Below are 20,547 nucleotides of genomic sequence, written 5' to 3'. Positions count from 1 at the left end.
ATAAGAAATGCTCATCTATCCCCGACAGTAGGGCTCTGTGTTACTTCCTCCATTAATATTCTGCGCAATATTTTCCCTATAGCTGATTTTGGCAGTTGTTCCCTGAACTCAAAACTTCGCGGCACTTTGTATCTGGCCAATCGTTGCACGCAAAACTCCCTGATTTCCTGCTCCGGGACTGACTTTCCTTTTTTTAAGACAATGGCCGCTTTTACCGTTTCCCCACGGTATGAATCCGGTACCCCATATACACATGTCTCTTTTACGGCTGGATGCTGATAAATAATATCTTCAACTTCGATTGGATAGACATTATAACCGCTTGCAATGATCATATCTTTCTTCCTGCCTACGATATAAAAATATCCTTCTTCATCCATCGTCGCGATATCCCCCGTGTAAAGCCATCCATCCCGCAAAGCCGTTGCCGTTTCCTCTGAATTCTTCCAATATCCCTTCATTACTTGCGGACCTTTAATGATCAGTTCGCCTCTTTCACCTGCTGGCAATTCATCATTGCCTGTTTTCAGGTCGACGATTTTAGCGTCGGTATTTGGGTATGGAATGCCGATACTTCCTGGCTTTTTCTGCCCTATGACTGGATTTCGATGGGTAGTGGGGGATGTTTCCGACATGCCAAACCCTTCCAATATCGTGACCCGTAATTTTTTTTCGAACTGATGAATGATTTCTATCGGGAGCGGGGCTGAACCACAGCTGCAGTACTTAAAACAGCTTAAATCGTCCGCCGTTAAATCCGGGTGATTCAGTAAAGCAATATACATGGTCGGTACACCTGGAAAAATGGTTGGCCGATGTGTACGAATCAAATCCACAACCTTGTTTATTTCAAATTTCTCTAATGTGATAAAAGTCGAACCGGCATATATGGCACTATTCAATCGTCCATTACCAAACACATGGAATAATGGGGTCAATCCAAGCATCCGTTCCCCAGGCCTTTGGAGTTGAAGGGCATTTGCCGTAAAGGCAAAGTCTTGATAAACATTCGAGATCAAATTAAAATGCGTGAGCATGACTCCTTTTGATTTCCCTGTAGTCCCCCCTGTATATTGAAGTACAGCCACAGCTTCCTTGGGATCGATGGCCAGAGGAGGAAGTTCCTTTTCTTTCCTTGATAAGGCCGTTCCAGTTTCCATTAATTGTTCGGCAAATATGAACGTTAACCTATCAGAAAAACTTGTTAGCAATAGTTTTTCCCGTTGTTCCTCACGCCCAATGAACCAATTGGCTTCGGAATCGCGTAGTATATAATCCAATTCACTCCCCTGATACAGTGGGTTCACTTGAACGACCACACCTCCCAAACGATGAATGGCATAATAGGCAATGATATATTCTAGACAATTTGGCAGCATGATTGCTATACGATCATCTTTTTGAAATCCACGGTTGTATAAATTAACAGCAAAACGATCTGAGGCATCCTTTAATTCCATAAATGTCATTTCCCGATCCCCATCTATTATGGCTTTGCAAGTTGGATAAAGTCGGGCTGAACGTTCAAGTAGTCCATATAATGACAATACAGGAATGTCAATTTCAGCAGGAGTTTCTTTCGGATAAAATCCATGCCAATTTCTAGTCAATTTTTTTCACACCTCATTCTTTACAATTAAAATGGAGCATAGTCATTTGTCAGCCAACTTGATCATCCTTGCCTCATTTATCACGAATGATTTTAAAAATCCCTGTGCCCTTAGCAATTGTGTTGCCCTCAGTATCTTTTATTTCTCCTTCAGTAAAGGCAATTTTGTATCCTTTTTGAAGGACTTTTGCTTCCGCAAATAGTTCTCCGCTCGATATGCTGGCTAAATAATGTACAGTTAAGCTTGTCGTAACGACTTTGGATTTGGTAACGGAACGAGTCACCATTCCTAGAATGGTATCCAGCATGGTGGCATGAATGCCCCCGTGCAGTGTTCCATTAACATTAAGCAAATGTTCTTCTATGTTCAACTTTATCGTAACATTCCCCTCTTCAAACCGAATGATTTCAAAACCTATATGTGCAAAGAATGCACTACTTTCGAATTGATTCCGAATATCTTCCACTTCGACAGGCAATCTTCCTCCCCCTCACTTTGGCGCGATTCAACTTATATACGGAAAGGAGCAGAAACGTATGGGGTTTCCACTCCTTAATCGTTGGCCTATACCGTTTCAATCATAATAGCCATTCCCTGTCCGCCGCCAACACAAAGTGTAGCAACACCATATCTTTCTTTCCTGCGAATCAGTTCATATATTAGCGTTGTCACGATCCGGGCGCCCGTCGATCCGACTGGGTGTCCAAGAGCTATCGCTCCGCCATTTACATTAACTTTGTTTTCATCTAGCGATAAATCCCTGATTACTGCCAATGCCTGTGAAGCGAACGCTTCATTTAATTCGAAAAGCCCGATTTCCTCTACCTTTTTCCCGGTGCGCTCCATAAGTTTTCCGACGGCTGGTACTGGACCAATTCCCATGATTTCAGGCGAAACTCCCGCGGTCGCCCAATCGACAATCTTTGCGAGTGGTTGTATTTGTAACCGTTTCGCTTCACTCGCTTTCATTAATACCAATGCAGCAGCCCCGTCATTACGGCCACATGCATTCCCTGCAGTGACGGTTCCGTTTTCCCTGAAGGCCGGTTTTAAACTTGCAAGTTTTTCCATTGTGGTTTCCGGACGTGGATATTCATCCGTATCAATGGTAACCGCACTCTTCCTGTCAGAGACCTGAACAGGAACAATCTCATCTTTAAACTTTCCTTCTTCTATCGCTTGCGCCGCTCTTCGTTGACTTTCCACTGAAAAGGCATCTTGTTCTTCCCTGGAAATGCTGTATCGTTCTGCGACATTTTCAGCGGTGATTCCCATCCCTAAATTTTTTCCATAAATTTCTTGCGGCTGCTGTCCAGCTTCAGTATTGGAATCCACTAACTTGGTCCTGTCTCCGCCAAAACGGGCACTTCTTAAATAAAGCGGTGCGCGGCTCATGCTTTCCGTACCGCCGGCAACGACTATATTTGCTTGACCTGAGCTTATCTGCTGTGCTGCTGAGGTGATGGCCTGCATTCCCGATGCACATAACCGGTTTACCGAAAAAGCCGGTGCAGAATCGGGAATCCCTGAGCGCAGCGCTGCCACTCTCGCGACATTCGAGGATTCGGTCGTTTGCCTAACCTCCCCGAAAATGACTTCATCCACTTGTTCTGCTACAATATTCGCACGCTTAATCGCTTCTTTAATGGCTATGCTCGCCAAATGACCGGAACTAATCTCTTTAAATGCTCCACCGTACCTTCCAATCGGTGTTCGAACAGCACTAACGATTACGATATCTTCTCCCATTCCGTTCCTCCCCCTTGAAATTCAAGATTCATAGGCAAAAGACTGCCTGCCCGAATAAACAGTAAGAAATTAACACTCTTCCAAGACATTCCTTGCTATGATTAAACGTTGGATTTCATTCGTTCCTTCATAGATCTTCGTTATGCGGGCATCCCGATAAAAGCGTTCAACTGGATATTCAGCCATATATCCCATTCCGCCATGAATTTGAACCGCTTTATCCGCGACCCGATTAAAAACGTCTGAAGCGAACAGCTTAGCCATTGATGCTTCCTTGATCACTTTTTTTCCTTCATCAATCTTTTGTGCCGCCATCATCGTCAATGCTCTTGCGGCTTCCGTTTCGGTTGCCATATCAGCAAGCATCCATTGAATCGCTTGGTTGTCCGCAATTGGTTTGCCGAATTGAATGCGCTCTTTTGCATATTTGGCTGATAATTCAATCAATTTACCACTTGATCCCACTGATCTTGCAGCCAAACCTACACGCCCTTCACCTAAAATTTTCAGGGCAGAGATATATCCCATTCCAACTTCGCCAATAACATTTTCTTCAGGTATGATACAATCCTCGAAAATGACCTGTGAGGTATATGATCCCCTTAACCCCATTTTTTTGTCCTTTTTGCCGACAATTAAACCGGGAAAATCTCTTTCTACTAAAAATGCTGTAATCCCTCCCTTTGCTCCTTTATCTTTATCCGTTAAAGCAAATACGGTATAAACATCAGCTATCGGCCCATTCGTGATGAAATGTTTCGTCCCATTCATCACCCAGTAATCACCCTTCTTTTCTGCAGTTGTTGCCAAATTGGTTGCATCAGATCCCGCTCCTGGTTCAGATAAAGCAAAGGCGCCAATTTTCGTGCCTGCTGCCATTTCAGGCAAATATTTATTTTTCAAATGTTCGGATGCAAGCTTAACCAGACCTGTACTGCCTATCCCGGTATGGGCGCTTATTAATGAAACGAATCCATTATGGGTCCTTCCTAACTGCTCTAATACGGTAGCCTTTCCAACAGCATTCAAGCCAATTCCACCATATTGTTCTGGAATGCTTATCCCGAATAAGCCAAGGTCTTTTGCTTTTTCCACCAAATGCTCCGGGATGGCATCTTCTTCTTCAATTTGTATGGCGTAGGGCTCGACTTCCCTTTCAACAAAATTACGGATCATTTCCTTCATTTGCTGCATTTCCTTGGTTAAAGTGATTGTCATCAGTTTATTCCTCCTTAGTTCTGTTCATGAGTAGCCATTTTTAAGTTTTCTTCATAGGGCATATAGGGTTGTTATCATCTAATCATTCAATGGAATTCATTGTATTCTGGTAAATTGAAGTCCTCATTCTTACAAAATCAGGCTTCACGTTCAATTATCGTGGCAATTCCCTGCCCGCCTCCAATGCAAGCTGTAATAAGAGCAAACCTTCCAGCAGAACGCTTCAATTCATAAACCGCTTTCGTAATGAGGATGGCACCCGTAGCACCTAGTGGATGTCCATGTGCAATGGCTCCCCCGTTCACATTCACTCTTGCGGGATTCATATCAAGCTCCCTATTACAAGCAATGACTTGAGCGGCGAAGGCTTCATTAATTTCAATGATGTCCATTTCATTTAAAGAAAGACCTGATTTCTTCATTACCTTTCTTATAGCGGGAACAGGTCCTATCCCCATATAATTTGGATCTACCCCTGCAACGGCCTGTGCCCTTATCGTCGCTAAAGGCTTAATCCCCAATTCCACCGCTTTTTCCCTCGACATTATGACTAGGGCCGATGCTGCATCATTCAATCCCGAACTATTGCCTGCAGTCACGGAACCTCCTTCTAAAAAAGCAGGTGATAATTGGGCTAGCCCTTCTTTCGTTATTTGCGGACGTGGATGTTCATCCAATTTAAATTCAATATCATCGCCTTTTCTGACGGGAATGTGAATAGGCGCAATTTGCTCATTGAAACGGCCCTCTTCCACGGCTTTGGCCATCCTTTTTTGGCTTTGTAGTGCGAATTCATCTTGTTCTTCCCTGCTGACCTCATATTTTTCAGCTAAGTTTTCAGCCGTGATTCCCATCGGGGGATCGCCAATCACTTTTGGGGACAACCGGGATTTTCTGAACTGCGGTGGCTTTGCACTGTATGCTTTTTCCGGACGATCCATCAAGTATGGCGCCCTGCTCATGCTCTCGACCCCACCGGCGATATAGACATCACCTTCGCCTGCACGGATCGCTTGTGCAGCCAAGTTGACAGCATTTATTCCCGAGCCGCATTGACGGTCGACAGTCAGTCCCGGAAGATGAAGCGAGAGGCCTGTTTCCAGCGCCGTTAACCTGGCAATGTTTCCACCCCCGCTTAACACATTCCCCATGATTACATCATCTATCATTCGAGGTTCAACATTCGCTCGTTTTATGGCTTCTTTCATCACTTCTGCTCCAAATGCGTGGGCGGGCACCGATGCAAGGGCACCTCCCTGTTTACCAATGGCTGTTCGAACTGCAGAAACTATGACGGCATCTCTATTCATTTTCCCATCCGCTCCTTTTCCTTTTTTCACACCCATTTGAAGGCATTCCTTCATTTCACTAGTTTCATTGAATGTAAGCAGGTTCGACCTTGCCTATGAGGACTTAAGGTCAAAGTTTTCCGAACTTTTATTTTTATGCTTCCCTTTTAATTTGGCTGGTTTAACGAATATCGCAAACAGGATGCCAAAAGCCAGGACAAGGATGGCCATGAACAATATCGATAAGTTATATCCCAATAATTCATTGCCTCCTGCTAAACTTATAATATAGCCAGTTAATAGAGGTGCAATAATGCCTGCTATATTTCCTGATGATGTTAAGATGCTTGTCATCAATCCCCCACGCTCTTGCATTTCATTTATCATGATCGTTGGTCCAATCGGTAAAATTGCATATGTAAGGCCCTTTGCTAAACACATGGCGACTATTACCCAGATTGGATTTTGAAATACCATGATTGAGGAAAAGAACAATGCACCAAGAATCATGGCGCCCGCGACGATAAATACCCTCGATGACCGCCAATTCTGATTCTTCTTGAATAAATGATCAGACATCATCGAAACCCCCATATAAATACATACGGAAACGACTCCGATTATCGCAACGCTGGTTCCCATTTGACCTGGAGTCATTTTTACGGCTTCCACTAAATAAATCGGGAGCCAAACAGAAAACCAAACAACTAAAATATACGTGGAAAAATATGCAAGTGTAGTAAACAAAGCAGTAGGTGATGCGAGTAGCAACAAAAAGTCTTTCAATTTAATTTTTTCTAGTTTCACTTTCTTTTTCTTTTGTACGTTTTCATATACTTCAACTGGATTTTCCTTTGTTAAAAATTGAAAGAGGAAGAACCAAACAAGGCTTGCTCCACCAAGGGCGGCAAAGGCAGCTTTCCAGCCGAATATCGTAATTAAAGAAACGAGGATCGGTGCCACGATCATTGCACCAACGGTTCCTCCGCCAACCACTACCGAATTGGCAAAGCCTTTCAATTTCGGCGGAAACCACTTATCGGCATGAGAGTAAGCGATTGGGCTATAAGGCCCTTCGAATGCGCCCAGTAAAATCCTGTATAGAATCAATAATGGAAGAGCGGTGATGGCTAAAACGCCGAATTGCAAAACAGTCCATGTCAGCATGATGAACCCAAGCACTTTTTTAGCCCCCAGCCGATCAGCCCATGCTGCCCCAAAAATCCCTGTTACTGGGTAGAGCCAATAATAACTGCTTCCAACAAGGCCCCACTCCGCATAGGTAAGATTGAATTCCTTCATGATGGGCACAGCTGCGAGACCCACGATCGATTTATCTGCAAAATTGATGACGGCCCCAAAAAATAATAGAATGAGAACAACCCAACGCATATAATTCCCTCCTCTGCTTCATTTTTGTTCACATACTGATCTACCATCCAACTTAAGCCTCATAAATGAAACCACATCCCCCTCTTTCAATCCTTTTCTAATTCTTCTTTAACTAACAATCTTTTTAATAGTTTACCCACTGTATTCCGCGGAAGTTCTTTTCTCAATTCAAATACTTTTGGTACTTTATAAGGAGTCAATTGGGAATAACAATATCCTTCTATTTCTTCAAGATCCACGGAAGCGCTTTCTTTAGGTACGATGAATGCTTTCACAATTTCTCCTTTTTCTTTATGGGGGATGCCCACCACAGCTGCCTCTTTTATTGCCGGATGTTCATATAGAACACCTTCTACCTCCTGCGGATAAATATTGAATCCGCCGACGATGATCATTTCTTTTTTCCTGCCGACTATATAGAAATATCCTTCATCATCCATGACCGCAAGATCGCCAGTATATAGCCAGTCATTCTGTAAGGCCTTTTTGGTTTCGGCTTCGTTATTCCAATAACCCTTCATGATTTGCGGGCCTTTAATAAGCAACTCCCCGACGCATGAGTTAGGCACTTCATTGTTTTCATCGTCAATGATCATACAGTCCGTCCCTGGAAAAGGGATGCCAATGCTTCCTATTTTCCTTTTTCCGAATGGCGGATTGCGATGAGTGGAAGGAGAAGCTTCCGACAAACCGAAACCCTCTCCGATTTTGGCACCGGTCAGCTCCTCAAATCGCTTGATTACTTCAACCGGCAGTGGTGCCGATCCACAAGAACAACTTTTTAAACAATTCAGTCCATAGTTTTCAATTCCAGGATGATTGACGAAGGCATTATACATCTTTGGAACTCCTGGAAAGAATGTCGGACGGTACTTTTTTATTTTTGCAAGTACATCTTGAAGTTCGAATTTAGGAAATAAAAGGATGGCAGCCCCAATATAGATACCTAGATTCATCGCACTTGTCATGGCATAAACATGGTAAAGAGGCGTAGCTGCCAAAACGATTTCTTCACCGCGTTTCAGGGAATCCCCATACATTTCAAAACTCTGCACGACATTGGAGGTTAAATTATGGTGGGTAAGCATGACACCCTTCATCTTCCCAGTCGTGCCGCCAGTATATTGGATGACTGCTGTATCTTCATACGGGCTTATCATTTCGGGCTTCTTAATGGCATCTCCGGTTTGAATCATCGTTTGAAGGGAACAGGAGCTATTTTGATCATTTTCCGTATCGATGCAAACATCAAATTCATATATCTCTTTCGTTTCTTGGATTGTATTTGCGGCCGTTTGGTCAAATACAATATTCTTGGTATCCGAGTCTATTAAAATTTGCAAAAGTTCCCGCGGTTTATACAGGGGATTAATCTGTACAACTATCAGACCCAGTGCCTGTGCAGCGTAATAACTGATTATGAAATTTGGGTGGTTGGCCATCATCAGACCAATGCGTTTCCCTTTGACAAAGCCCATTTCTCTCCATTTCCCCGCAAGTTTGTCTACTTGCATTTTTAGATCCTTATAATTTATTGAATGGTCTTCATAAATGATGGCTGTATGATGCGGAAACTTCCTTGCTGTTATATCAAGCAGTGAATAGACCGATATTTCCGGCAGCTCCATAGATTTCATTCTTTCAACATACCATTGCTCCCATGGTTTATTTATTGTTTTTCGCACCAGTTATCCCTCCGCACATAAACGAATTTCATATCGTGCATGTTAGATTTATACTTATTATGCAACTTGCATGCCAAGTCCCATTTTTGTGTAATATCGCTTAGTAGTAAGACCCGTCAATTCATAAATGAATTTTATTCAGTTATAATGCCTTTCTAGAGAGGATTCATCGAAATGCCAATAATTCATTTTTGAATTTTTTTAAAAACTCTAATTGGTTTTCTAGCGATTATGAAACTAGTTTTTCACCATATTATAGATTATACCTACTCACAAATCGTCATTTTGATTTTATCCATTGGTTTTATAAATTTGAATAGCCCATCCAGCAACGGATGGGCTATTGCAACATGTATTGAAAAGTGGCTTACTAGTGAATGATATAGAAAATCTTTTGATCAAGTTCCATTCCTGGATTTTAGCTTTTGCGCATTCATGGACTGATTGGGCCACCTCTGTATCCAATAATCATCCATAACTGGTTCAATCGTTCAGACCATCCAGTAAAGATCATATATACAATCAGTCACTTTTTAGTCTCATTAATAAAGTATAAAAACACTCGAAAAATTCAGGACCGATTTGCAGTTTTGCAGTTCCCAGGGATTTTTTGATTAGCCCCATTAACAAAAATCAGGCCACCGTTTCCCCAGATCCTGTGGTGATACGGCAGCCCTCGAGCCAAAACTAGGCGTTCATTTTGTTTAAAAAGCCCGCCATGGATGTGGAAGGAAATAAGATTCTATCGGATTTCACATCAAATAGCCCAAAGGGATTTAAACGCAGCCCAGGAAGAAAGTCGCAAGTTAAGAATAATAAAGTATACAAAATGTCGTGAAAAGGAAAGCCTCTCGCTTGGAGCACCTTTAATAATTTGTCATTAAATTCAACTGCCTTATCAAATGAAGGATCAGAAGTCATCATTCCGGTAAGCTGTAATGGAATTTCAAGTATTATTTCATTGCCATCGACAATTACGATTCCTCCTCCCAGTTCATGAACTCTGGAAGCTGCTTTTGCCATCGCCTCTGGATTTCTTCCGATGGTGAGCAAGTCTGTCGTTGTATTAAAGGTCGAGGCCATCCCGTCTAAATTCAACGCAAACCTTTCTAAAATACCTTTTGTCACCCACTCCCCCTTTCTATCGATTAGAGCTGCATACATTAGACCCTCTTGGGCCGAAAGATCGACATACCCATTCTTGGCTGGGAGAAACAAATTTTTCCGTTCGGTTATTACATTACTGACAAAATGAATAACAGGGACTGAATCATTAGAAGAGGTGTGTGGATATAGATACAAATCAAGATTTCCCAGAATTTCTCTTGAAAAGGAAAATGTATTTTCACTTAAATGCTTATCCCAATCCAAATCTGGCATCTAGATCGTCAATTCTCCATTTTCTGCAACAATTCTCCCGTTTGAGATCACTAAGTCGGGACGAAACTGCTCCAAATCTGGCAACAATAATATATCCGCTTTTTTACCAGGAGCCAATCCGCCAATATAATCATCCTGTTTAAGGTATGTAGCCGCATTGATGGTGACCATCTGAATAGCTTCCATAACCGGGACTCCATGTTCCACAGCCTGCCTTACAAGTCCATCTACGAATCCTTCTTTTTCAATAAATGATGGATGCGGACCATCCGTAGTCATCAAAATCCTGCCCGTACTTACCTGTCCATCTGTAATCAGCTTTATTATTTTTGACAAGTCCGGACGAAGCGAACTGTTTCTTAGGACTGTCCATAAACCCAACCGTAAACGATCCAGGGCCTCTTCCGCCGTTATCGCTTCATGACAGGCACTTATACCCGAAGCTGCAATCGAATTTAATTTTTCAAAAGAGCACCCCGCATTATGCCCATCTGCCACTTTCCCCATTTTTTTAGCCGCATCTATAATATCGAGTAAAACCGGATCCCCTTTGTATAGTAAAGGCCAACGAGTCACTTCTGCCGTTCCAAGTACTTCTTCAATCGAAAGAAGGTCCATTATATCCTCTTTGTTGAACCAGTCCCTTTCACCTGGATATCCAGCCTGTGAAACTAATCTTATTAACCAAAAAAAGTTTCCTGGCAGTTTCCTCAACTCGCCTAGAAGCTTTTTAAAGCCCAAGTGACCTAAGTGCAAATAAAAAAATAGATTATCATTCACTGTAGTCGTAGTCCCCAGTGGCAATACTTTTGCGGTGATACTTATAGGGTTGTATATAACCCACGGATGTGCATGAGTTTCGATGAATCCTGGAGATACATACATACCATTTGCGTTTATTACATTGGTGTTTTCATCTATCTTCACTTCATTTTCCCCTACATATGCGATGCAATCTTTATACAACGCAATATTATGCTGAAGAAATTCACCAGAATATACATTAATAACCGTTCCGCCTTTAATGAAAATATCAGCGGGTCGTTTTCCTTGTGCCACTTCGATCAATTCATGCCGGTATGCTCTTGGATTCACTTTTCTCGCCTCCCATCATTCAAATGACAATTGAACCTTGATGCTGGATGAGTCCCCTTATTGTAGACAATCATTTTGAGTACGCATTCAAGGAATTGAATCCTCCTTCTTGTTTACGATTGTGATTTGATCTCTGACTCTCTTAATTTAAATCTTTGTATCTTTCCTGTCGAAGTCTTTGGTAACTCGTTCACGAATTCAATGTCACGGGGATATTTATACGGTGCTAACACTTTTTTGACAAACCCTTTTAATTCCGCTTTTACTCCTTCACCTGATTCCGCATTAGATTTTAATACGATAAAGGCTTTTGGCTTTACTAAACCATTTTCATCCTTTACTGCAACAACAGCCGTTTCCAGTATATCAGGATGTGATAAGAGTGCGTTTTCTATTTCTATTGGCGATACCCAAATTCCATTTACCTTCATCATGTCATCATTGCGGCCCGCGTACCAATAAAAGCCATCTTCATCCTTGAAGTATTTATCTCCTGTCACCAGCCAATTACCAATAAACTTCTTTTTGTTTTCTTCATTAAGATTCCAATAAGAGGCTGCAATGCTTTCTCCCTTAATTAAAAGGTCTCCCACTTCATTCACCTGAGCTTCATGACCTTGTTCATCCACTATTTTAGCTTCATAACCGGGGACGATTTTTCCTGTGCTTCCTTGCCATATCATCTACTTGATTGGAAAGGTATATATGAAGTGATTCGGTCGAACCAATTCCGTCTATAATATCCAATCCGAAAACTTTCTTCCATTGTTCGATATAAGAAGCCGGCAGTGCCTCTCCTGCTGATACGCAAAGTCTAACTGAAGAAAGATCATAGGTTTCCTTCGTCTTCTCAAGGTAATTGAGCATCGATCCATACAGAGTCGGGACACCAAAAAAAATCGTTGGACGATACTTCTCTATCGTCTCGAACACCTTTTCTGCAGTCGGTCGGTCCGGCATTAAAACAGTGGCGGCCCCGGCTCCAAAAGGAAAATACATCGCGTTTCCCAAACCATAAGCAAAAAAAAGCTTCGAAGCCGAAAAAGTAATGTCATTTTCGGTGATTTGCAAAATGTTCCTGGCGTAATTTTTAAAAGCTTCTTCCATATCGGTTTGAAGGTGTATAACCCCTTTTGGCTCACCTGTGCTTCCTGATGTATAGAGCCAGAACGCTTGGTCATTAATGTTGCTAAAACATGGCGGCAGTTCTTTATTTTGTCTGCGAGTAAGAGTCTGGAAAGAATGTTCGTTTTCTTCCTTCAGGTTCAGATCAACCCCATCAACCAAGATGACATGCCTCAAGAAAAGCAATCTATTTTTAACAAGCTTTAATTTCTCCCATTGTTCACAAGTAGTAACCAACACTTTGGAACGGCTATTATTCAAAAGATACTCATAATCCTTTATGGGCAAAAGCGTATTGGTTGGAATCGGGATTGCCCCAACCTTTATTGCACCGAAGAAACTGATAATGAATTCCGGAGAATCATGTAATAAAAGCAGGACGCGCTGCTCCATCTCCATGCCCAGTTCTTTTAATGCCGCACCAAATTGATTACCAAGCGTATTGATTTCTTGATAGGTATAAGATTGATTTTCATAATAAATAGCGGTTTTATCCCCTCTGCCTGCCTCAATGTTTTTTTGGAAGAAATTATAGGAAGCATTGTACATCGCACCCAATCCTCTAATTTTACATTCGGTTTTTATCACACATTTACCCTCCTCAAAAAGCTACTGGTTTTAGACACGTCACTCCACCGTCTCCTTTATTCCATAAAGAAGGACGGCTGCCATACAAGCCGGATAAACTCCCTATCCTTCCATTTTCAAAATCCCCTTTGTGGAAAAAGGCTATTCATTCGGAAACGCTATACGAACTAATTTGAGCAAATCCCCTTCCCGACAATGCTCTTTTTCATTCAGTAACCGCTTTCAAATCAGTCAAACCTCCAATCAAGGGTAAAGCAATTTCATCAGGCTATGAAACTTTTCTTCTGATATCTCCCCCAATATTTTAAACATTCACAGATTCATATTGCACTGGTAAGGCTTTTAACAAGTAGTGACTACCCATTCAGATCAGTTGGCTCATGAGGTCGATCAGTGGAGATAGAACCTTTCCATCGTATACTTTCAAAAACCGTTTTACAGTTTAGGCAATAGTATTGCCTAACGAGCTGTGCAGTACCGAAGGATGAATATAATTCAACATTTTTGCCATCACAAAATGGACATGCCGGATTTTCCTTTTCAACGGGCATTTATTATCTCCTCTTCCCTTAAACGCGGAATTAAAGCTTCCTTATAGGAGTTTACTAAATTACTATTTACAGGAAGGATCTCGTTTTCAATTAGCACACTATTGTTTTCCACTTGTTTCAACCAAGTAATTACTTCTTGTTCACAAAGTTTAAATGCTCTCCCGAAACGGGCAGGAATTGAGCCTCCATCATTCAGTAACTTGAGTGCCCAGTTTTTCGAGTACAGAATATGCTCTACCTGTTCTCTTGCCAATTTATTGAATTGCAGTTCGATTTCACTTTCTTTTTGGTGACTGGTCAAAGCGGTTATCAATGTATTGAATGCCGTATTCATAGAATAGAGGCCTGCAATCAGTTGTATCCACTCCCCGATTTGAACGATGCTGTCAAACGCTTTACCCGTTTGTTCCTTCACTTCCTTTTTGCTGCCTTTTCCGCTCTGCAAATTCGTTCCCCAATTATAGAGAAGGCGGGCATGACCTAGCTCCGATTGAGCCATTGCAATAGCGGCAAGGGTCCCTTCTAAGTCTGGACCACTGACACCGACCTCAACAAGACGATCTCCTAAAATGAATTTATTATCAGCAATCGTCTCTATCAAGGTAATCAATTCAGTGTTGCCATTTGTTGAATTCACCATATTAAATCACCCTTTTCTTAAAAAATGGTTCTGCTTCTCTTATGCAAATCATGTTTTCCCGTTTGACTATAAACATTTCCACCCATTTTTCTTCATCGTAAACATAACGGGCATAAACACGTGCCAACTCATCATTATCTGCTTCAACTGTTCCAATATGCATTAAGTCATCACCACGATTGATTCTTGAAAAAACATCATATTCAAAGTTTTGGACCTTATTATCACTCATTTTGAACTGACCCCCCAGGACTTTAATATCTGCCTGCCTGCTTCACTCATTTGGTCGACCGTCCAAGCTGGACTCCAAACCACCTTTATTTCCACTGCATGAACACTTTCTTCTTGAAGAAGCCTTTTTTTAATATCACTTTCGATCCACTGCATGCACCCGCATCCCGTTGAAGTATATGTCATCGTTACATACGCTGTATTCTCTTGCTTTTCTACCCCATAAATCAAGCCCATATCCACAATGCTTATAGGAAATTCAGGATCAGAAACTTCTTGTAACGCATGGATTAATACCGGATCCTTATATAACGTTCCACCCATCTAAATCGCCTCTTTTCGATATGCCTCAAGTAACTGATATCCTTTTTGAATCCGGTTAACGAACTCCTGATTTTGTGGACCACGCTGCTTAAAACGGTTGATGACATTATCCCACGTATCGGGTTCATCATATTTCCACCGCTTGTTTTCCACATCGAATTTACATGGAAAAGGAACTTTCAATTCATACCTTCCAGTCCCTTCATTATAATGAGCAGGTAGATTAAGTCCGAGGGATTCACAGAAAGGAACGGCCGTGGACATCCATTTCTGCCTCAATTCATCATTAGTCTTTCCTTTCAATTTATAATCCAGCTGGGCTGACCTGCTTTTCAAGTTATCTGCTACCCCGAAGAATTCAAGGGACATGATGAACATCCAATCAATCGCGTCTTGAACCTGCTTAGCCGTTTCAGGATCTTTCATGGCTGCCTTCATTATGATTTCCCCGTTTCTTAAATGGAATAGTTCCTCCTTATCAACCTTGACCAATGCCCGTTTCCAAGGTCCGTATGAAGTATGTTGGTGCGCATCTCCCAATAAGGTGTAGCCGGCTCGATCAAATAATCCGTTGAATACTCCCAGTTCAACCCAGTTATCTAATTTAAAATCAAAAGCATATGGATTCTTCCATCTATTTGGTGATCGCTCATATAACATGAATTGTACGTTTTCTCCCAAATCCTTTAATAATCTGTACGCAATATGCGCATGGCCGATTTCATCCTGCATCACAGCTAGTGCCGTGATTTTGTAGTTTAAATTGGGGGCATCTTTATAAACAGTCAGAAGTGGCGGAACACTTAATAATTCTGTATCCGCAACTATCATCAAAGTTTGTTTCAATGCCTTTTTATAGTTTTCATCCATATCTTCCAGTCTCTCGACCACAAACCCAGCTTGGATCTTGCCCATCAAATCATTTGTAAACCCTGTCATCTGTCTCTCTCCTATCATATTATGTTTTTTAAACCACCGTCTTATATAAGTAATATAATAATTTACTTTATCTGGTTAGTCAACACTTTATCAGATTTTTCAGAAAACAAATAAAACGAGATGCACAAAAGTGCAACTCGCTTTATTTGTTATAATTCGTAGCGAAACATTCCGCCATTTGAAATTTTTTGTATTCTGTTTTCTGCAACTAAATATTCCAGATGTGCTAACGTTTCCGCAATGGCGAATCGCCATTGATGATCAGTGAGCTTCTTATGTTGAAAAAGCTTTTCCGTAATCTTATACGCGTCTTTTTTTGATTCCAGAATGGTTAAAATGGTCGCTATACGTTCATGATGATGTTCAATGATTTCCTTAGCCCGCTGGGCAAGGTTCACTATTGGTGTTCCATGTGCAGGATATGCAATGCTCACATCCTGATCAACAAGTTGATGCAAAGTAGAAAAGTAACTTTTTAGAGGGTTTTGATCGGAATTTGGCCAAAGACTAATATTCGGAGTGATCTTATTCAATACTACATCGCCTATTAACATGATTTTTTGGGTCTCTTGATAAAAACATAGATGTCCCTCCGCATGACCGCCATATGTTTTGGCGCTCCATCTTCCTCCAGGACTATCTATATAGGTTTCTTGAAAACTTTCAATCTCAGGAAGTGGACTCACTTTATTCGAGAAAAACAATACGTTTTCTCTCACTTTAGTCAACAAAGGCTCAGGTACGGAATGTTTACCAAATAATTCGTATATTGCTTCAGCCTGTTTTGTATTCCCTCCAAAGACAGTTTTAATCATCTGGGCTTCCGCATCACTCATATAAACGCGAGCACCGGTTCTTTGCTGCATCCAGCTGATTAAACCAGTATGATCAGGGTGAAAATGGGTCAGGATAATCTTTGATATATCTGTTGGTTTCATGCACAACTCTTCAAGGACTTCTTCCCAATACTTCTTGGCGATTTCTGTTGGAAACCCAACATCCACCAGTACGATTTCTTCTTTCATTCGAAATAAATAACAATAAACATGCTTCATGGGGAATGGAACAGGTATGCCTATGCGAATCAAATAATCCGTTATTTGTTGATAGTTCCCAGATGGCTCAGTAATGATCATCACTCCCTAAAACTGGTTTCCAATTGTGTTGAAAGGCAAGCAACGCTTCCTTTCTATCTCCTGTTACGACTGTTCACTCATACGCTTTTGATCCAATAGCAATGCCTGTTGTAAATCAGCAGCATTCCCCTTATTATATATTCCCATAATCAAGGCCATCCAGCCCTTCCAAACCTTTTTCTATAACATGGATTTTCTACTGCATAACCCCCTTCTTAATCATGATAGATTTCTGAAAAAGGGTTAATGGCTTTCTCACGATTTACAAATCCTGCTTTATCGGGAGGATATTCCATGATTGATTCAAAATATTTCACTGCTTTGACCGAGGTGAGCTGATGAATATTCCAAAATAGCTCCCTAGCCTTGATTCCATGCCAGTCTTCTGGTAATAAATCTAGTGGGAAACCAGGGTCCATGAAAAGGAACTTCCTATATTCATGAACAAGACGGGTTCGTTCATAAAAACATTCTTCATTTGAAATGCTATCTTCCCATACAGCCTGCTGCATGTCCTGAAGCTTCGTTTCATATTGCTGTATGAAAGTTAAATAGTTCTTGTTTATTTCATTTAAATTCCAACAAGCACGTAAAATCTCTTCATTTGAGTGGGTGATGACTTGACTAGAACTGAAAATAATCAGGTAGTCCTTTAAATCATATGTATCCATCAAGGTCAGAACTTGTTTTTCCAAAGGATTGGGACTGACCCATATACTATTGGACAATAGCCCGAAACCTGTCCAGCTCAATTCCTTACGCACTTGATTCCTCAGCACTCGCTTTTCTTCAGGGATGGAGTAAGTAACAACTCTCCACAAACCATCCCAATGATTATTCCGGATCGTATAAACACGTTTGACACCATCATCCATATTGCGTTTCCCTTTTTGAGTTAATGAATAATAGCTTTTATTGCCTATTTTTCGCCCAGTAATTAAATCCTGTTGGACAAGACGGAGAATAGCCCCACGCACAGAGGATTCAGAAACACCAAAATGCCCCATCATTTTAATAAGTGTCCCAATCCATACTTCCCCGCCGTAGAATTGGACGAAATCACCAAAAAGAGTATACAATAATGACCTTGGTTTCATGTTGATTCTCCTGTTCTCATAAAGCCTTTTCTTCTTAATGTAATCTAAATTGGCTCAATTTTCAAACTTGTTGGAGTTATACATCCCTTCAAATCTCAATCTCACTAAAGGACTTTTAATATTCTTTTTATACTTTCTGGAATTGGTACAGCCTTGAACCCATCATCACCGATGGAAGTCCAAGCGCGAATTTCATAACCATACCCAGTCCTATTATCACCACAATAAACCTCATGATGAAAACGAATGGTCTTTGTTTTCACCTCATTCACATGAGTGTATACTGTCACTTCATCGTCATAGTACAGCGGTTTTTCAAAAGTACACTTAGCTTCGAGTAATGGAATGATGATCCTCTTCTCTTCTTCTAAATATTTAGGGCTCATATCTATGGAACGAAAAAAATTATGACCCGCTAAATCAAACCATTTATAATAATTCGGATAATAGACAATTCCTGCTCGGTCTGTATCACCCCATTGAATTTGAAATTTCGTTTCGTTCACGCGCCTTTTCAAATGAGTTTCTTCCATTATAGATACACCATCCTCCCAATAGCATTCGTAGTAAAAAAGCAATATCGGCAGGAACCGATATTGCTTTTTTTATTTTTAAAAGGACAAATCACTCATTTACCTTTCCACTGTGGTTCACGCTTTTCAAGGAAGGAAGCTAAACCTTCTTTAGCATCTTCAGAGCGGAATAAAAGATTCTGTATTTCCCCTTCATAACGAATCGCCGCGTTTAAAGGCATTTCTTTACCGTTCATTATCGATAGTTTTATATTAGTTACTGCGTAACTAGCCTTATTTGCGACATTTTTGGCATATTCCAATGTTTTTTCACGTATTTCATCTTGTGGGAAAACCCGATCTACTAATCGTATTTCCTTAGCTTCCTGAGGTGAGATGGACTCCCCTGTGATATTCAGGTCGATTGCCTTGGAGTGACCAACTAATCTAGCCATACGTTGTGTCCCCCCAGTACCTGCAAGGACCCCAAGGTTAACTTCCGGTAAACCGATTTTCCCTGCATGATCACCCATAAAGCGAAGATCACAACCCATCGCCATTTCCAGTCCCCCGCCTACCGTGTGACCTTCGAGGCATGCTATCCAGATTTGCGGTGAACGAGCAATTTTATCAAGAGTTTCATTACAGAATAAGCAGAATTGTGTTTTAAAAACCGGATCAGCAGCTTTAAGGAAGTTAATGTCCGCTCCGACCGAGAAAAACTTAGGCATATCACTCATTAATACAGCCACTTTCATATCTGGATCAAAACGAATATCATCAATCGCAGCATTTAATTCTTTGTAAAAATCAAGTGTATAGGCATTAGTCTTATTAATATGAAGATGTACCTCCGCTACCCCAGTTTCTTTGTTTTTTTGAATTGTAAGCGTCTGCTTTGTTTCGACTGCTGTACTCATTCTTCAACACTCCTCCGAATTTTGTATTATGTTTTATTTACCTCCGTTTATATAACATAATATACTACTAAATTTTCAGAATTGCAATTATTTTTGGTAAATTATTTAAAATTTACATTTGATATGTTATTTATAACTGATTGAACAATGATATGGATTGTTCATTTTGACAGCAGTAGAAAGGGTATGAGTTTAATAGAGGACATGATCGATCATAAAGAAAAGCTCTTTTCGTAAGGATTGTCGTTTTTAAAACGAAACTATTTAAGGTTGATTGGAGCGGAAGTGCCGGGAGCAGCGGGACAGGTGAGACCCAACAGGTGTTCACGACGAGGAGGCTCACCGCTAGCCCCGCGGAAAGCGAGCATCTGGAGGGGAAATCAACCACACCGCACTACTTGGTGAATAGCAACAAAGTATACGAAAACAGCCTAAAGAAATGACCAACTCATATAGAATTGGTCATCACTTTCATTAACTTCCTGCTAATTTTTAATTCCCTTTAATACCCACACACATCGTTTCTTTGCTTGGATTACTTTTCTAAAGTCCTTGGTTGCTATTACATTTTTTGAACCACTTTTTCAATCACCATTCTTCATGGTCCAACATATAATACCTCAAAGGAAAACCGGGGGTATCAACATGCAAGACAATCAACATGGATCGCAAATGAATGAGGTTGAAAAGTTTGACGAATGGGTAAAAAGTTTTTTTCTGGATCCGGAAACTTGTGCGTTGGATCATCAACTTTTTTCAATTGATATATACGAAAGTGACGATGAGTATATGGTGGAGGCGGTTTTGGAAAATCATGATGTGAAAGATATAAAAGTTTGCCTATGTGATAATGAGCTATCGATCATCGTTGACGATACTGATAAGCCAATTCTTGAAAAAAAAGAAGATACACTGCCCACACAGAGAAAGATCCCTTTCCCCTTTTCGATTTGCTCTCGAAGAATTACCGCTGAATTCTCGAATCCGATCTTGGTGATTCGCATCCATAAGTTTTCCCCCGGAAAAACGGCTGAAGATATTAACATTGAGTAGTTCATTCACAAAA

The 20,547-nt window shown here is 41.0% G+C and carries 19 protein-coding genes and 1 pseudogene; 1 reads left to right on the top strand and 19 read right to left on the bottom strand.

The window, feature by feature from the left end:
* Nucleotides 1–11: 11 nt before the first annotated feature.
* The 19 genes and pseudogenes from JNUCC41_RS19230 to JNUCC41_RS19150 all read right to left on the bottom strand — a co-directional run bounded on the left by JNUCC41_RS19230 (nt 12) and on the right by JNUCC41_RS19150 (nt 19,481).
* Nucleotides 12–1,610 (bottom strand): long-chain-fatty-acid--CoA ligase, encoded by a 1,599-nt coding sequence (locus JNUCC41_RS19230; protein ID WP_192204373.1) that lies wholly within the window; start codon nt 1,608–1,610, stop codon nt 12–14.
* Nucleotides 1,611–1,683: 73 nt separating this feature from the next.
* Nucleotides 1,684–2,088, bottom strand: coding sequence for a PaaI family thioesterase (locus tag JNUCC41_RS19225; RefSeq protein ID WP_192204372.1), 405 nt, complete (start codon nt 2,086–2,088; stop codon nt 1,684–1,686).
* Between the two features lie 86 nt (nt 2,089–2,174).
* Nucleotides 2,175–3,359 carry a thiolase family protein gene (locus tag JNUCC41_RS19220; protein WP_192204371.1) on the bottom strand — a complete coding sequence of 395 codons (1,185 nt, stop codon included), beginning with the start codon at nt 3,357–3,359 and terminating at the stop codon, nt 2,175–2,177.
* A 69-nt stretch (nt 3,360–3,428) separates the two neighbouring features.
* Nucleotides 3,429–4,577 (bottom strand): acyl-CoA dehydrogenase family protein, encoded by a 1,149-nt coding sequence (locus JNUCC41_RS19215; RefSeq protein ID WP_192204370.1) that lies wholly within the window; start codon nt 4,575–4,577, stop codon nt 3,429–3,431.
* A 137-nt stretch (nt 4,578–4,714) separates the two neighbouring features.
* Nucleotides 4,715–5,887, bottom strand: a complete 1,173-nt coding sequence (locus tag JNUCC41_RS19210) for a thiolase family protein (protein ID WP_192208231.1) — start codon at nt 5,885–5,887, stop codon at nt 4,715–4,717.
* Nucleotides 5,888–5,980: 93 nt separating this feature from the next.
* Nucleotides 5,981–7,258 carry an MFS transporter gene (locus JNUCC41_RS19205; protein WP_192204369.1) on the bottom strand — a complete coding sequence of 426 codons (1,278 nt, stop codon included), beginning with the start codon at nt 7,256–7,258 and terminating at the stop codon, nt 5,981–5,983.
* Nucleotides 7,259–7,344: 86 nt separating this feature from the next.
* Nucleotides 7,345–8,943: a long-chain-fatty-acid--CoA ligase gene (locus JNUCC41_RS19200; protein ID WP_228467373.1), complete on the bottom strand. Its 1,599-nt coding sequence runs from the start codon at nt 8,941–8,943 to the stop codon at nt 7,345–7,347.
* Between the two features lie 687 nt (nt 8,944–9,630).
* Nucleotides 9,631–11,418: pseudogene (locus tag JNUCC41_RS19195) on the bottom strand (adenine deaminase C-terminal domain-containing protein).
* 113 nt (nt 11,419–11,531) lie between these two features.
* Nucleotides 11,532–12,047, bottom strand: coding sequence for an AMP-binding enzyme (locus tag JNUCC41_RS27390; RefSeq protein WP_353618274.1), 516 nt, complete (start codon nt 12,045–12,047; stop codon nt 11,532–11,534).
* Between the two features lie 10 nt (nt 12,048–12,057).
* Nucleotides 12,058–13,131, bottom strand: a complete 1,074-nt coding sequence (locus tag JNUCC41_RS27385) for an AMP-binding protein (RefSeq protein ID WP_353618273.1) — start codon at nt 13,129–13,131, stop codon at nt 12,058–12,060.
* Nucleotides 13,132–13,487: 356 nt separating this feature from the next.
* Nucleotides 13,488–13,682, bottom strand: coding sequence for a PaaD-like zinc ribbon domain-containing protein (locus tag JNUCC41_RS27470; RefSeq protein WP_427562410.1), 195 nt, complete (start codon nt 13,680–13,682; stop codon nt 13,488–13,490).
* On the bottom strand, nt 13,672–14,322 hold the full coding sequence (locus JNUCC41_RS19185; protein ID WP_192204368.1) for a Phenylacetic acid catabolic protein: 651 nt from the start codon (nt 14,320–14,322) through the stop codon (nt 13,672–13,674). The genes JNUCC41_RS27470 and JNUCC41_RS19185 overlap by 11 nt, the downstream gene beginning before the upstream one ends.
* A 1-nt stretch (nt 14,323) precedes the next feature.
* Nucleotides 14,324–14,554, bottom strand: coding sequence for a hypothetical protein (locus JNUCC41_RS19180; protein ID WP_076368864.1), 231 nt, complete (start codon nt 14,552–14,554; stop codon nt 14,324–14,326).
* Nucleotides 14,551–14,877 (bottom strand): metal-sulfur cluster assembly factor, encoded by a 327-nt coding sequence (locus tag JNUCC41_RS19175; protein ID WP_192204367.1) that lies wholly within the window; start codon nt 14,875–14,877, stop codon nt 14,551–14,553. Before JNUCC41_RS19175 ends, JNUCC41_RS19180 begins: the two co-directional genes overlap by 4 nt.
* A complete protein-coding gene (locus tag JNUCC41_RS19170) occupies nt 14,878–15,816 on the bottom strand; it encodes a Phenylacetic acid catabolic protein (RefSeq protein WP_192204366.1) in 939 nt (312 codons plus the stop codon).
* A gap of 149 nt (nt 15,817–15,965) precedes the next feature.
* A complete protein-coding gene (locus JNUCC41_RS19165) occupies nt 15,966–16,952 on the bottom strand; it encodes an MBL fold metallo-hydrolase (RefSeq protein WP_192204365.1) in 987 nt (328 codons plus the stop codon).
* A gap of 215 nt (nt 16,953–17,167) precedes the next feature.
* Entirely contained in the window at nt 17,168–18,049 is an 882-nt protein-coding gene (locus JNUCC41_RS19160) for a PaaX family transcriptional regulator (RefSeq protein ID WP_192204364.1), read from the bottom strand.
* A gap of 104 nt (nt 18,050–18,153) precedes the next feature.
* On the bottom strand, nt 18,154–18,582 hold the full coding sequence (locus tag JNUCC41_RS19155; RefSeq protein WP_192204363.1) for an acyl-CoA thioesterase: 429 nt from the start codon (nt 18,580–18,582) through the stop codon (nt 18,154–18,156).
* Between the two features lie 95 nt (nt 18,583–18,677).
* A complete protein-coding gene (locus JNUCC41_RS19150) occupies nt 18,678–19,481 on the bottom strand; it encodes an enoyl-CoA hydratase/isomerase family protein (RefSeq protein WP_192204362.1) in 804 nt (267 codons plus the stop codon).
* 645 nt (nt 19,482–20,126) lie between these two features.
* Between JNUCC41_RS19150 and JNUCC41_RS19145 the strand changes: the two genes are divergently transcribed.
* Nucleotides 20,127–20,534, top strand: coding sequence for an Hsp20/alpha crystallin family protein (locus JNUCC41_RS19145; protein WP_192204361.1), 408 nt, complete (start codon nt 20,127–20,129; stop codon nt 20,532–20,534).
* Nucleotides 20,535–20,547: the final 13 nt, after the last annotated feature.

Origin of the sequence: Brevibacillus sp. JNUCC-41 (assembly GCF_014844095.1) — a bacterium.
GTDB lineage: Bacteria > Bacillota > Bacilli > Bacillales > DSM-1321 > Peribacillus > Peribacillus aracenensis.
Note: the sequence above shows the minus strand (reverse complement) of the source record. Positions and strands in the feature narration are given on the sequence as shown.

What these genes read in the sequence shown, in the direction of transcription:
- JNUCC41_RS19180 (WP_076368864.1), bottom strand. Translation starts at nt 14,554, where the DNA reads ATGAGTGATAATAAGGTCCAAAACTTTGAATATGATGTTTTTTCAAGA.
- JNUCC41_RS19175 (WP_192204367.1), bottom strand. Translation starts at nt 14,877, where the DNA reads ATGGGTGGAACGTTATATAAGGATCCGGTATTAATCCATGCGTTACAA.
- JNUCC41_RS19215 (WP_192204370.1), bottom strand. Translation starts at nt 4,577, where the DNA reads ATGACAATCACTTTAACCAAGGAAATGCAGCAAATGAAGGAAATGATC.
- JNUCC41_RS19210 (WP_192208231.1), bottom strand. Translation starts at nt 5,887, where the DNA reads ATGAATAGAGATGCCGTCATAGTTTCTGCAGTTCGAACAGCCATTGGT.
- JNUCC41_RS19185 (WP_192204368.1), bottom strand. Translation starts at nt 14,322, where the DNA reads ATGGTGAATTCAACAAATGGCAACACTGAATTGATTACCTTGATAGAG.
- JNUCC41_RS19165 (WP_192204365.1), bottom strand. Translation starts at nt 16,952, where the DNA reads ATGATCATTACTGAGCCATCTGGGAACTATCAACAAATAACGGATTAT.
- JNUCC41_RS19170 (WP_192204366.1), bottom strand. Translation starts at nt 15,816, where the DNA reads ATGACAGGGTTTACAAATGATTTGATGGGCAAGATCCAAGCTGGGTTT.
- JNUCC41_RS19150 (WP_192204362.1), bottom strand. Translation starts at nt 19,481, where the DNA reads ATGAGTACAGCAGTCGAAACAAAGCAGACGCTTACAATTCAAAAAAAC.
- JNUCC41_RS19160 (WP_192204364.1), bottom strand. Translation starts at nt 18,049, where the DNA reads ATGAAACCAAGGTCATTATTGTATACTCTTTTTGGTGATTTCGTCCAA.
- JNUCC41_RS27470 (WP_427562410.1), bottom strand. Translation starts at nt 13,682, where the DNA reads ATGCCCGTTGAAAAGGAAAATCCGGCATGTCCATTTTGTGATGGCAAA.
- JNUCC41_RS19155 (WP_192204363.1), bottom strand. Translation starts at nt 18,582, where the DNA reads ATGGAAGAAACTCATTTGAAAAGGCGCGTGAACGAAACGAAATTTCAA.
- JNUCC41_RS19220 (WP_192204371.1), bottom strand. Translation starts at nt 3,359, where the DNA reads ATGGGAGAAGATATCGTAATCGTTAGTGCTGTTCGAACACCGATTGGA.
- JNUCC41_RS19205 (WP_192204369.1), bottom strand. Translation starts at nt 7,258, where the DNA reads ATGCGTTGGGTTGTTCTCATTCTATTATTTTTTGGGGCCGTCATCAAT.
- JNUCC41_RS19145 (WP_192204361.1), top strand. Translation starts at nt 20,127, where the DNA reads ATGCAAGACAATCAACATGGATCGCAAATGAATGAGGTTGAAAAGTTT.